The 13,002-nt window shown below is 40.5% G+C and carries 10 protein-coding genes; 5 read left to right on the forward strand and 5 right to left on the reverse strand.

The annotated features are described in order from the left end of the window. Positions 1–29 precede the first annotated feature (29 nt). Together ACL8WY_RS02090 and ACL8WY_RS02095 are read right to left on the reverse strand one after the other, a co-directional pair. A complete protein-coding gene (locus ACL8WY_RS02090) occupies positions 30–497 on the reverse strand; it encodes a 3TM-type holin (RefSeq protein ID WP_436516654.1) in 468 nt (155 codons plus the stop codon). Further along, positions 494–1,033: a glycoside hydrolase family 108 protein gene (locus ACL8WY_RS02095; RefSeq protein WP_436516655.1), complete on the reverse strand. Its 540-nt coding sequence runs from the start codon at positions 1,031–1,033 to the stop codon at positions 494–496. The genes ACL8WY_RS02090 and ACL8WY_RS02095 overlap by 4 nt, the downstream gene beginning before the upstream one ends. 292 nt (positions 1,034–1,325) lie before the next feature. Here ACL8WY_RS02095 and ACL8WY_RS02100 point away from each other — a divergent pair, with 292 nt between their 5' ends. The 3 genes from ACL8WY_RS02100 (at position 1,326) to ACL8WY_RS02110 (ending at position 6,296) form a co-directional block, all read left to right on the forward strand. Next, on the forward strand, positions 1,326–2,201 hold the full coding sequence (locus ACL8WY_RS02100; RefSeq protein ID WP_436516656.1) for a hypothetical protein: 876 nt from the start codon (positions 1,326–1,328) through the stop codon (positions 2,199–2,201). Positions 2,202–2,896: 695 nt separating this feature from the next. Continuing rightward, a complete protein-coding gene (locus tag ACL8WY_RS02105; protein WP_436516657.1) occupies positions 2,897–4,834 on the forward strand; it encodes a hypothetical protein in 1,938 nt (645 codons plus the stop codon). A gap of 916 nt (positions 4,835–5,750) precedes the next feature. After that, complete coding sequence (locus tag ACL8WY_RS02110) at positions 5,751–6,296, forward strand: hypothetical protein (protein WP_436516659.1); 546 nt, start codon at positions 5,751–5,753, stop codon at positions 6,294–6,296. A 396-nt stretch (positions 6,297–6,692) separates the two neighbouring features. Here the strand turns inward: ACL8WY_RS02110 and ACL8WY_RS02115 are convergent, their stop codons facing one another. From ACL8WY_RS02115 to ACL8WY_RS02125, 3 genes are all read right to left on the reverse strand, one after another. Beyond that, complete coding sequence (locus tag ACL8WY_RS02115) at positions 6,693–8,474, reverse strand: acyl-CoA dehydrogenase (RefSeq protein ID WP_436516660.1); 1,782 nt, start codon at positions 8,472–8,474, stop codon at positions 6,693–6,695. Between the two features lie 237 nt (positions 8,475–8,711). After that, the gene (gene ispG / locus ACL8WY_RS02120; RefSeq protein WP_436516661.1) at positions 8,712–10,658 is read right to left on the reverse strand and encodes a (E)-4-hydroxy-3-methylbut-2-enyl-diphosphate synthase; all 1,947 of its coding nucleotides are present in this window, start codon (positions 10,656–10,658) and stop codon (positions 8,712–8,714) included. Continuing rightward, positions 10,655–11,368, reverse strand: a complete 714-nt coding sequence (locus tag ACL8WY_RS02125) for an SDR family oxidoreductase (protein WP_436516662.1) — start codon at positions 11,366–11,368, stop codon at positions 10,655–10,657. The genes ispG and ACL8WY_RS02125 overlap by 4 nt, the downstream gene beginning before the upstream one ends. A 71-nt stretch (positions 11,369–11,439) precedes the next feature. Between ACL8WY_RS02125 and ACL8WY_RS02130 the strand changes: the two genes are divergently transcribed. Beyond that, the gene (locus ACL8WY_RS02130; protein ID WP_436516663.1) at positions 11,440–12,183 is read left to right on the forward strand and encodes an MlaE family ABC transporter permease; all 744 of its coding nucleotides are present in this window, start codon (positions 11,440–11,442) and stop codon (positions 12,181–12,183) included. Further along, the gene (locus ACL8WY_RS02135) at positions 12,180–12,929 is read left to right on the forward strand and encodes an ABC transporter ATP-binding protein (RefSeq protein WP_436516664.1); all 750 of its coding nucleotides are present in this window, start codon (positions 12,180–12,182) and stop codon (positions 12,927–12,929) included. Before ACL8WY_RS02130 ends, ACL8WY_RS02135 begins: the two co-directional genes overlap by 4 nt. Positions 12,930–13,002 lie beyond the last annotated feature (73 nt).

Raw genomic sequence — 13,002 nt, forward strand, 5'->3', positions numbered from 1 at the left:
GGTTATACACTTCTCAACTTAGGATGATCCTAACCCTTTTCAGGGTCAAATACTTCTTTCCTTTTCTTTGCAGAAGGAGGCCCTATGGAGTTAGACGCTACACCTTGTTTCTTTTCATAGGTACGGTAAGCGCCCAAACCAAGCATACCAAAGAGTAGCTGCATAAGTATGACTGCCTCGATTGCCGGAGGAGCATCTGTCGCCGCTTCGATCCAACCACTGCTTTTGCCAACAGACCACCCCCATAAGAGGAACTGATGAACAATGAATTGATAGGCGACCGCAATCGCACAAATCCAGCCTACTGCCGGTCGCCAGCCTGCCACGAAAATGCTTCTATGCTGGGCTTCCATTTTGTTGATTTCCATCTGGCCCTTAGCAAGTTCGGCCTCAATCTTCTCAAACTCCAGTTCGGCTTTGAGCTTTTCTTCTTTAGTAGTTATCAAGTCGTCGGCCACATCGCCGATTGTCTTTACGATATCTTTAAATCCGATCATTCTTCCAATACTTTTAGAGTTCTTCTTATCCAGCCGTAGAGAAATTTGCCCTGCGTCCGATTGTGCTTTACGATGCTTGTATACCGATAAATCTTAGCCATTGCATATTTCAGCTCAAATTCCTCCTGCTTTTCCAGTGAGTCCAGGCTGTTGAGTGCTCCGATGGTCTTCGGTCCGATGATACCATCAGCAATCAGGCCAAGTACCTGCTGCGCGTAACGAACGGCACGCTTGTGCCCCGTATTCATCCCGAAATCGAACAAGTTGTAGCACACGATTTTATTTTCGACCTGGTCGAGTCGCATTTTGTCCCAGAAATTCTTCTTATAAAATTCTTTTACCAGCCTGGTGACGATCGGGTCGTCTTCTTGTCCGGACTTTACGAGTGCCCATCCTTCCCAATCAGGCCAGAAGTTTTCTGCAATTCCGGCAAATGTCCATCCCCCTCGGTCTCCTTCATTTTTGTGAAGGATGAATCCGCCTTCATTTCCCATGGTTCGTGAGAAAGCGAATTCAAAATTTGGTGTTAGTTCCATTATTTGAAAATTTCTAATTGGCAGTTGTGTATAAATATACACATTATCTATTATTCAAAAATGACGGAATAGTAACAGCTCAGTAGAGCAACAATAGAATGCAATCAAGGGATTATAGGAGCCTTTACAATTTCTCGTTTCCATTTCTACCGGCAGCTATAGCTCTATTCCTGCTCCTTTATCACACCTTCCTCAATCAGCTTTTAAGATTATATTTGATATACCTCATCAACGCTATTCTAAGAAGGACATAGCTAGTGAGCTTATGGGCTATGCTTAATTCATGAAAATTATGAAGAAAAACAAATTATCAACCAAGGAGATCATCACTTTCATACTTTCTTTTGGTGCTATAGCTATTTCCATTATAAGTTCTTTCGGAATTGTAGACTTAGGAGAATTTGAATCTCAAGTGCCAAATTTAATACTAGGATTAATAGGTCTTCTTATTATAAATGCGACGCTAGAACGAAAGAATGATTTAAAAAATCTTGAAAATAAAATCGACAAGATCATCTCATTGACTTCTGACGATAATCTAAAAAAGTTGCAACACCTTACCGATGATATCCAGCCTACATTAAAAGTAATATTTGGAGATTTTATAAAAGAATTTTCAAGTTTTTTCAAGGACGCCATTCAAAGTGAAAGAATTGAATTTTATGATTTGGAAAGATTTAAGACTTCCTATATCAGAACTTTGCAGTATAAAGAAAAAGATAACACCACGTTCCTAGCAACAAGCCTTCCATACAAAAGGTATTTTTGGGTAAATGACGAAGATATTTCACCTATTCTGAAGGCTATGAAAAACTTCAAAATAAATGGAAGTAGGTTTATTCGAATTTTCTTCCTTGAAGAAAATGATTTGAAAAATCAGGAAGTGATAGATGTACTAAATGCCCAGTTAGATCTTGAGATTGAAGTTTATACAATTCCTATAGATCAAGTTCCCAGGCGGCTTCAAAACTATTTTGTTGTCGATGATCAAAATGACCTGGCCTGGGAAGTTACCATTGATACAAAACAGCGAATTAATTCTACAGCGTTCACCACATCAAGCACAGAAATAGAAAAGTACAAATCCATTTTTGAAGGGTTAATGAATTTAGATAATATAAAAAAAATCAGTAGTAAACTGAGTTTGGTAGATTCTAAAAAAGGATAGCCAGTCAACTGGAACGAGCCTCCAAAGCTAATAAGGAGCCATCACAGCTCCCAGGCTACCGTAAGTTTGCAACTTGCGACTTACCCTACTCTCAGTGTAGCTTGTAACACTTACGTATCCGTAATTATCTTCTGCCGTCATTGCGAACCGAGGAACGAAGGTGAAGATGAAGCAATCCCAACCTAGGCGTAGGTTGCACCTACGTCTTTCCATATCAGGTCAATCTCAAATTGATCGTATTGTTATGAAAACAATCAAAATAGAAAAAGCGTAGCACATGCTACGCTTAGACTTTCTTTTTATATCCTAAGCCTAGTTAGAGTTTACCATAAGCTTCATTTTTCTACGCTCATGGCTTCAATGCCAACATACCGCTGCACAGCAGCGAAAAAGTCAAAACCTCGAGGTGGAATAGCGTGTAGGCCGGGATCAGGTTTTGATAGGTCTTTTTGTTTACTTTTTTGACATGAAAAAAGTAAAAGCCTCGCGGCTTGAGCATTCTTGACACTTCCACCGTTCAGTTGTATTTATTATATTTGATTAGAAGGCTTCACCGCCAAAGACCGCTTTCCAGCAATCGATCATTGGTTCTTGACTATTTCAGTTAATGGCTTTCTGTAAGGGAAATAAACGACATAATGTCGTTTATACCTTGTTATGAGTAATTACTGCCAAAGATCAACTAAACCTAATCTATGACAATAGAGCACTTGAATAAAGACCTTTTAGCCTCAACGGCAGTATTTGCGGAAATGGCAAATAATAATGTGAGCCTGAAACAGGTATTATCAGAATTTGTCTTAGCCACTTACTCTCTTAAATCAACTTTTACGCAGACATCCAACGAAGTTGTTAGTGCATTATCAACCCATTTTGAATTTGAAATTCCAGATGCTGTAGTGCGGACAATTTTAAAGAAATTGAAAAAGGATAGCATTCTTGAACAAGTCAATGGTTCATATTCAATTGGTTCTGAAGAAAGAAAAAAATGGGAATCTTTATTTGGAAGAGTTGAGCAAAAAGAATCAGAGCAAAAAGAAATAACTGATCAATTGATTAAGTATGTTGAACTACAGCGTGGAAAATTAGATGACCATAAGAAGTCAGAGCTTTTACAGTGCTTTTCTGAATACTTATTTGATGAATCCTTTGAGGATGAATATTCCGATTTGGTAAGTGCATTTATTATCCGCAAATCTCAAAATCAGGATTTTTCTAAGGAACTTAATCTCATTCGTGAAGGAATAACTATTCTAAAAGGCGTTAAGTACAGCCCCGATATTAATGAAATACAACCATGGCGCAAACCGTTAACAATTTTTCTCGATACTGAACACCTATTCAGTATTAACGGTTACAACGGAGAAATTTACAAGAAGCTTGTCTCGGATTTGGTTGAATTAATCCGGTCAATTAATCAACAACAGCAGAAAAATGCTGGAGAAAAGGCAATTCAATTTAAGTATTTAGAAGAGACTGAATTAGAAGTTAAAAATTTCTTTTACGCAGCACGAAAGATAATATCTGGCGAAACCAGCCGAGGACATAGCTCAGTCGCAATGGATACTATATTGAAAGGTTCCTCAACTTCTTCAGATGTAATAAGAAAGGAAACGGAATTCTTTGGAGACTTAAAATCATTAGGAATAACTAAGCAAAAGCCGATTGAACTTTATGATAATCATCACTTAAATGTTGAAGACGCTTCGATTTATAAAAAATACGAATCAGAATGCGATGATGACGTAATTTCATCTATTTTAAAATCATTCACAGCTGTGAATATTCTTAGAAAGGGCAACAATAGAAATTCGTTTGAGAACATTGGTCATATCATAATGACAGGATCTGCTATCAAACTAAAAATTAGCAGTGACTTGGATGCTAAAATTGAAGATGGAGACTTTTCATATGCAACACATATTTACTATGTCACTCAGCGTCTATGGTTTCGATTAAATAAAGGTTTAGGATTCAACAACCAATTGCCATCGTCACTTGACGTGGTTATAAAGGCGCAAACACTTTTATCGAACCATCTTAATTCATCTGTTAGAGAAAGATATAATAAACTCGAAAAAGATGTTGAATCCGGAAAAAGGACACTAGAAGCGGTTCAAGACTATTATATAAACTTACGAACCAATGTGGTTAAACCTGAAGAACTTGTTCCTGAAAACGTGGAGGAGCGAGTCAAATTCTTGTACGATGAAAGTGATATTGAAAATTTCAAAGAGGAACAATCTTTACTCAAACAAAAAGCTGATGCATATGACCAGCTCCAAAAGAAACTAAATGAAAAAGCCGAGCAAGAAGAGCGAGACAAAAGAAAAGCACTGATTGAAGAATGTAAGGAAATATACAATGCCTGCACTGCTAAATATATTAGAAATAAGTGGGCTTACCGTAGCTTCTTAGCACTTGTCTTTACCCTTTTGATTTATGGAATATATTTTCTGATTAGCCCAACGGACACTCCAATTAGTATAATCGCATTTGCATTGACTGTGATCGGTTTTATTGTCATGATCAAATGGAAAAAGATCGATTCACAAATCCAATCAGTATCCTTCGCAAAATTTAGATCATTTATGACTCAGAATTCAATTGAAGAAACTGAACTAGAAAATTAAAATACCCAAACTAGCGCAAGCATCCACTTGTGATTCTACCCAACCTAGGCGTAGGTTGTACCTACGTCTTTCTATATCAGGTCAATCTTAAATTGATCGTATCTTTGAAAAAACAAGAGAAATAAACGACATAATGTTGTTTATTCATTGTTAGGCTTAATTCTGGCATGAGCAAATATCTTCTATTACTTCTTCTGTTTCCGCTAACACTTCTAGCTCAAGATGTAAAGATCCAACTATTGCCACCCGGCGAAACCCCAACCTAGGCGTAGGTTGTACCTACGTCTTTCTATATCAGGTCAATCTCAAATTGACCTTATCTTTGAAACAAAAAATCGAGAGATATAAATGACATAATGTTGTTTATTCCTTGTTATGCACAATAGCCTTCGAGCCGAAGATGAAGCGAGCCAATGAAAAGAATAGCATTCTACACATTTTTGACCTTATTCTTGTTAATTATTCCAATTATGGTCTTTGGAATTTTTAACACTATGGTAAGCATCAGATATGAAACTGAAAACCCAGGGGATTGCATCTCTTTAGTGTCAGGAACGGATTTGTGTCAAGCATTAAATTGGATAAAGGGAATACTTGCAATTGATGCAGTTCTTTTGATAACACTCCTCGTTCCGAAAAAACACATTTTGAAATAGACCCAGAAAAGTGCATAACACACGCTAAAGTGCATATGTCAAAGTGCTTCTAGCAACTCTCCTGTTATCCGAACCGCATAGCTTCGCCTCTGCCAAGTTCAATTCACTTTAGCTCTTTCCTCTGCTCTGACCGTCATCTTTAGCAACGTAGTTTTTCACATATACTGTTGTAGGTGGGTCACAGCTTTGCTAGCTTAGTTTTTCATCAGCTGGGTTCAGGACATACGCACCTTAGCTGGGATGTTGAAAACAATTCAAGTATGAGCTCAAGAACTCTTTATAAATTTCTTATTTGGACTGGATTGATCTCCTTTATTGCTGGATTCATTTGTGAAGTAAATGCGGTCCTGTATTTAAGACACTTGCTAATTATTGGGATTGTATTATTTGGAATTGGGATCATAGTCTGGTTACCACTCAGACTGAAAAAACCTATTCTGCACCCATTAAATGTAGACAAATATAAATCTAGCGGTGATGCTCTTTTGGCATATGTATTTAACAACTACTTGCTAGAGTTTTGGGGATTCTGTGTGGCAGTCGCCATGATGATAGTTATTATTGGTGGTTCATTTAGAACAAATAGTCGATTACAAATAGCAATTAACAAACTACAGGAGTCAAAAGAATTAGAAGATAAAATTGGGATAATTCAGGATACAGGAATAATTGTGAGCAGCTCAAATAGTGCAGATTTCATGAAATTTGAACTTAGTGTTTATGGAAGCAAGGATGGAGCTAGAGTGGATGTTGAACTTGATAACCAATCAGGGAGTTGGGAAATTAAAGAATTGAAAATTGACTAAAAAATTCTGAACCTAAGCTTAGGTCGCACCACCCCCTAGCTGCCGCAAGTTTGCAACTTGTGGCTTACCCCTCCATTAAGCGTAGTTTGTAACTCTTTTGTATCCATTGTTATCCTCTACCGTCATTGCGAACCGAGGAATGAAGATGAAGATAGAAGATGAAGCTATGATTAAGATCGCTTCGCTAAAGCTCGCGATGACGGCATAATTAGATATACTAGCTAGCACGGGCATCTACTTGTATTCTGCATACCCATCCCACTGGTGCCGCAAGTTTACAACTTGTGGCTTAAACAAATGAAGATGCCGGATCAAGTCCGGCATGACATCACCAATCCCCATAAACAGACCTGCCTATTTACTAATCACTGATCTATTAATCACCAATCCGCCAACCTAAAACATCTCTGCTCCAACCTTAACGGTAACCTCAGAATCATCACAGATGGTTTTTTGAAGTCCTTTGCAGCGAGACATCTCATACTTATAGAAGTACTCCAATGTCAATAGTTTACTTTGCTTGAAGCTATCATCCTGCCCTAAAGCAGCGAGTCCAACCTTTAGCCACTGCCAGCCAATGACCACCGTGCTGAACAAATCCATGAAGATCGTCGCATCGGCTAGATATCGTTCGTGGTTTCCTTTTATGGCGTGCGGCATTAAGTGACCCAGACATGCTTCGATCATCTTGGCTCCCTCGCCTAGTTTCATGGCGTGTTGCTTGAGGTCGTCCTGAGCCAGGGCAGCTGTTATGGTTGTTTCAATTTCTTTAGACAGCAGCTTCAAGGCAGCTCCGTCCATCATGGTCACCTTCCGTCCCAGAAGATCCAGCGATTGTATGCCTGTTGTGCCTTCGTAAATCGAGATAATCCGAATATCTCTAAGGTATTGCTGCAGGATGAAGTCCATCATATAGCCATAGCCACCAAGCACCTGCAATCCGGTATCCACAGCGTCTTTTCCAGCTTCTGAAGGATAGGTCTTCGCAATTGGATTCAGGATTTCGCAGAGTAAATGATACTTATTCTTTTCATCGCCTTCGGTCGTCATGGATTTATCTACATAGTAAGAACATTGCAGGATCAAGCTCAGGCATCCCTCCACAATGGCTTTCTGATGCAATAGCATCCGCCTTACGTCCGGGTGATTGATGATCAATGTCTGTTCCTGACTTGGGTCTTTCTGGCCGGTACTTTGCAGTTTGCGTCCTTGCGGTCGTTCTTTGGCATACTGAAGTGAAGCATAATATGCTGCAGAGGCTATTCCGGTTCCCATTCGTCCGGTTGCGATCCGCGCCTCATTCATCATCTGAAACATGTAGCTAAGGCCTTTGTTTTCCTGGCCCACCAGGTAGCCAATACTCTCTCCGCTTTCGCCAAAGGCCAAATGATTTGTGCAATATCCTCGTTGACCAAGCTTTTCAAATTCTCCTACTACGTCTACATGATTGTAATCTCCGATTGATCCATCATCGTTGACAAAGTATTGTGGCACCACGAATAGCGAGATGCCTTTCGTTCCTGCGGGAGCACCATCTACCCGTGCAAGCACCAGATGAATGAAGTTATCCGAAAACTGATGATCACTTGCTGAGATGAATATTTTCTGCCCCTTGATGGAATAGGTGCCGTCTCCCTTCGGTGAAGCAGACGAGGTGACATCTGAAAGTGAACTCCCTGCCTGCGGCTCTGTCAGGCACATGGTACCTGACCAGCGCATTTCCAGCATCTTGGGTACGTATTTCTTCTTCAGCTCTTCAGAACCGAATGTCAGAATCAGGTTCGCAGACCCGGCTGTCAGTCCGAGGTATCCGGTTACATGATTGTTGGCAGCCTCCATGATAAAATACAGGGCATTGAATACCAGCATTGGCAATTGCAGTCCATTGTCTTCTTCATTCATAAATGCCCCGATCAGGCCCATCTCTCCTGCTTTCTTCATGATCGGGCCAAACTGCTCATGCACAGTCACTTTTCCATCTTTAAAAACCGATGGCTTCTCATCCATCTCCTTGATATAAGGAAAGAGCGAGGTGTCACTAAAGTCTTTTACTGCATCTAGCAACAGGTCAATCGACTGACGATCATACGCTGCGTAGCGATCAGATTTGAGTAGCTCTTCCAGATGATGAACGTCGGCAAGTAAAAATGTCAGAGTTTTGGGATCGTAGTATTGCATATGTTTGGGTTGTGACCTCAAATTAATGAAAGCTTCACAATCTCAATGTGCTTCTACAAGTGTAAAAGTGAGGGAGGTCCCTGTAATTGTGATTCGTTCCGGCTTAAATCCCTCTTTCCATGTTTCATATCATTCCTCTGCTGCCGCAAGTTTGCAACTTATTAATAAGGTTAGCACTCTACAGGAAGATGCCGGATCGAGTTCGGCATGAAAGACTAGAGCTATACCATCATATGCTTACACCTCCACTCCCTCAGGTTCTACCCACCTGCCGTGTTCTTTGATAAGCTCTATAAGTTCGTCCAATGCTTGTTCGGATGGAACCCCTCGCTTCACAACTTCCTGCCCTTTGTAAAGTGTAATCTTTCCCTTGCCCGAGCCTACGTACCCAAAGTCAGCATCTGCCATCTCGCCGGGACCGTTTACGATACAGCCCATGATTCCAATTTTTACACCTTTCAGGTGATCCGTTCGTTTGCGAATCATCGCTGTGGTTTCCTGCAAATCAAAGAGTGTACGGCCACATGATGGACATGAGATGTACTCGGTTTTTGTAATTCGCGTACGCGCCGCTTGCAGGATTCCGAATGCAGTATTATTGTATAATTTCAGCTGATCGACAGAAGGTGTAGTTTCTGGAGATAGCATAATTCCATCTCCAATTCCGTCGATGTATAATGCCCCAGCATCTGTAGCTGCATAGATCATCAATTCATCCTCAGTCAGCTCCGGGTATGACTTTTGCAAGACCACTGGAACTTCGATATTATGGTTAATAAGCTCAACAACGAACCTTCGAATGCTTGCAGTCGCGTGTGGCTGCTCAGAATGCAGTATAAGCACTGTATTGGCACTTTTTTCTACAAAACCAAAGATTGTTTGGTCGTAGTTATCAGCATCAATCAATATGAAGTTTAGCTTTTCATGAAGTTGATTAACTTTTTGTAAATCAGTGATTAGAGGGAATGTATTTATTTGATCACTGCCCTGTTGCCATTTTTCATAATCCATGACTTCTTTTAGTCCATTCGGAAGCATGAATTGGATCGGATTTGATCCTGTATAAATGTAGTCTGCACCCAAATCATTCATCCCCCACTTATCCAACTCCGGTAAATATGAATGGCCAATTGCTTTCAAATCTTTGACATCAATAGTCTCTAATTTGGAAAAATCCGCAATGACACGAGGTACGTTTTCATTTCCAAAATTCAGCACCTCGTCGGTTACTCTTCGATGATATTCAAATGGATTAATTGGATAATTATCCACAGGTTTGATCGGCTGCTGATTGGTCTTTTGCTTGAGTCGATCAACCATAATTTGCGCAACGGGCGCTTCTACCTCAGGCTCTTCTGTCAATGAAACTCTCACGGTATCTCCCAGCCCATCTTCGAGCAACGTTCCAATGCCAACTGCCGATTTAATTCGACCGTCTTCTGCTTCACCAGCCTCCGTTACTCCCAAGTGCAATGGGTATGGCTGAAGGCCTTCTTCATCCAATTTGTGTACCAGCAATCGATAGGCTTGAACCATCACTTGCGGATTGCTGCTTTTCATAGAAATCACAATATCCTTAAAATCCATCGACTCGCAAATTCGAATGAATTCCAAAGCTGACTCCACCATCCCTAACGGAGTATCCCCATATCGACTCATGATTCGATCCGAGAGTGATCCATGATTGGTGCCGATACGCATTGTGGTATTGTTCGCTTTACAGATTTCTACTAGTGGAGCAAACTTCTCCTCGATCCTTTTGAGCTCGTCTGCATAAGCCTCCTCCGTATATTCAATCTGTTCAAATTTCTTTTTATCAGCATAGTTTCCAGGATTCACTCTGACCTTTTCCACGATCGTTGCTGCAAGCTCTGCCGCATTTGGGGTAAAGTGAATATCTGCAACCAGCGGAACATCGCAGCCTCTCTTCCTTAATTCATTTTTGATGTTTTCGAGGTTTTGAGCCTCCTTGATGCTTGGAGCGGTTATCCGCACATATTCACAGCCTGACTCAACCATGCGCAGTGTCTGCTCTACAGACCCTTGGGTATCCATTGTATCTACAGTGGTCATGGATTGTACCCTTATGGGATTATCACCTCCCAATGGAACATCTCCAATGAAAACCTCTCGGGTCTTTCTGCGGGAGTATTCGGTCAGGCTATTGCAATACGTTTGATTCATATGTCTCCTAGTTGCGGTCTTAATACGATATCTTCTACGACTGTTCGTTCACTCAACCGATAAGTAGCATGGATGGTTTCGGCAATATCTGACGGTTTCATGAATCGCTCTTCCGGCAACTCAACACCATCCCAACTTGGAGTTAAAACCGCTCCTGCAAGAATCGAGGTTACACGAATGTCAAATTCTTTCAATTCTTCCCTTAATGCCTGTGAAAATCCGTAGAGCGCAAATTTAGAGATACTATATGATCCTCCATTTGGATAAGCTTTCAAGCTGGCAACTGAGCAGAGATTGAAAATATGACCACTTTTATCTTTCTTCATCTGAGGTATAACGCCCCTGGACACATGGTAGGCGCTGTAAAGATTTGTATTTATCATCTTCTCCAACACACCGTCTTCCTCTTCATGCACCAATCCCGGAATGAACACTCCTGTATTGTTTATCAAAATTTCTACGGGCTGACCAATCATCCGAATAAACTCAATGAAATCTTTTACCCCTTCTTTTTTGGAGAGATCCGCAGCATAGGTATGGATCAGTTGATCATACTCTTTATGAATCTCTTCACGTAAAACTGTAAGGTCATGTTCATTGCGTGAACATGTGGCTATGGGGAATCCGTCTTCTGCAAATCGTTGGATAATCGCTTTACCAATTCCCTTTGTTCCGCCTGTAACAACTACTAATCTCTCTGAATTATTCATATTATACTTTTCGGTTATTCCTTAAGGTGTTATGTTTGACAAAGCTAACAATCTTAGCGAACGAAAACTTCATGAAGAGTTTAGGTAAATTCATCATTTTTATAGGCCAATTGTTCGTCAGGAGAGAATCCTTTGCGACATATATCACTCGTATAGTAGACGAAAGCATTAAAGTGGGTTACAACTCCGTTTTTATAGTTGTAATTGTATCTGCTTTCATGGGAGCTGTAACAACGGTACAGACGGCATACAATCTAATATCTCCTTTAATTGCTGATCCTATAATTGCTTTGGTAGTCAGAGACATGACGTTGCTTGAATTAGCACCCACTATTACGGCTATTGTATATGCGGGTAAGGTAGGTTCAAATATTGCAGGGGAACTTGGCACCATGCGTATTTCTGAGCAAATAGATGCGCTGGAAGTGATGGGGATAAACTCTACTTCTTACTTGGTGCTGCCAAAAATTATTGCGTCCGTTATTATGTTTCCTTTGCTTGTCATACTTGCAGGCTTTGTGTCGATCTATGGTGGCTATCTTACCTCACTACTTACGGGCGTTATCTCAGGAAACGATTACATTCTTGGGATTCAAATGGACTTTGTGCCATTCGGAGTAACGTTCGCATTGATTAAAGCGGTTGTGTTTGGTTTTCTAGTTGCGGCCATTAGCTCTTACAAAGGATTCTTCACTTCAGGTGGTGCTTTAGAGGTTGGGCAGTCTTCCACTAACGCAGTGACCAGCAGTTGTATCGCTATCCTATGTGGTGATTATCTACTTGCGTATCTTCTAGCTCCTCTACTCCAACTATGATTGAGGTAAAAGACATATCCAAATCATTTCAGGACAAACAGGTTTTGTTTGATATCAATGTTACGCTCGAGAGTGGCAAAACGAATATGCTAATCGGTGCCAGCGGAACTGGGAAAAGTGTACTCCTCAAATGCATTGTCGGACTACTGGTTCCGGATAAGGGCATCGTACAGTTTGATGGAAGAGACTTTGCCAATGCCTCTAAAGAAGCTCAGACAGAGGTAAGAAGAGAAATGGGAATGCTCTTTCAGGGAGGCGCCTTATTTGATAGCGAGACCGTAGAGCAAAATGTAATGTTTCCATTGAATGTGCTTACAAAACAGTCGATGGAGGAAAAAATTGAGCGCGTGAATTTTTGTTTGGAGCGTGTAGGATTGGAAAACGCAAATAAGAAAATGCCTTCTGAAATATCTGGAGGAATGAAAAAGCGAGTGGGCATTGCCCGTGCCATCGTTACTAAGCCCAATTATCTTTTTTGTGATGAACCCAATTCAGGACTGGACCCTCAAACTTCGATCAAAATTGATAACCTGATCAAGGATATCACCGATGAATATAAAATGACTACTGTTGTAGTATCCCATGATATGAATTCAGTACTTGAAATCGGCGACATTGTCAACTTCATGCATGAAGGCCGAATTCTATGGACTGGGCCAAGCAGCGAAATTGGTGATTCAGATGTTCAAGAATTGAATGATTTTGTTTTCGCCGGCAGGCTAATGAAGATGGTCAAAGGGAAGTAATCTTTTTTCCTGTTTAAAAAATCCAATTCACACACTTATTTGTCCACCTTGCTGAATAAAGGCATTCAGGAGA

It is taken from the genome of Ekhidna algicida, assembly GCF_051379705.1.
In the GTDB taxonomy this organism is placed as follows: domain Bacteria; phylum Bacteroidota; class Bacteroidia; order Cytophagales; family Cyclobacteriaceae; genus Ekhidna.

Excerpts from the sequence above, each read along its gene's own strand:
- ACL8WY_RS02105 (WP_436516657.1), top strand. The coding sequence starts at position 2,897 with ATGACAATAGAGCACTTGAATAAAGACCTTTTAGCCTCAACGGCAGTA.
- ACL8WY_RS02110 (WP_436516659.1), top strand. The coding sequence starts at position 5,751 with ATGAGCTCAAGAACTCTTTATAAATTTCTTATTTGGACTGGATTGATC.
- ACL8WY_RS02130 (WP_436516663.1), top strand. The coding sequence starts at position 11,440 with ATGAAGAGTTTAGGTAAATTCATCATTTTTATAGGCCAATTGTTCGTC.
- ACL8WY_RS02125 (WP_436516662.1), bottom strand. The coding sequence starts at position 11,368 with ATGAATAATTCAGAGAGATTAGTAGTTGTTACAGGCGGAACAAAGGGA.
- ACL8WY_RS02135 (WP_436516664.1), top strand. The coding sequence starts at position 12,180 with ATGATTGAGGTAAAAGACATATCCAAATCATTTCAGGACAAACAGGTT.
- ispG (WP_436516661.1), bottom strand. The coding sequence starts at position 10,658 with ATGAATCAAACGTATTGCAATAGCCTGACCGAATACTCCCGCAGAAAG.
- ACL8WY_RS02095 (WP_436516655.1), bottom strand. The coding sequence starts at position 1,033 with ATGGAACTAACACCAAATTTTGAATTCGCTTTCTCACGAACCATGGGA.
- ACL8WY_RS02100 (WP_436516656.1), top strand. The coding sequence starts at position 1,326 with ATGAAGAAAAACAAATTATCAACCAAGGAGATCATCACTTTCATACTT.
- ACL8WY_RS02090 (WP_436516654.1), bottom strand. The coding sequence starts at position 497 with ATGATCGGATTTAAAGATATCGTAAAGACAATCGGCGATGTGGCCGAC.
- ACL8WY_RS02115 (WP_436516660.1), bottom strand. The coding sequence starts at position 8,474 with ATGCAATACTACGATCCCAAAACTCTGACATTTTTACTTGCCGACGTT.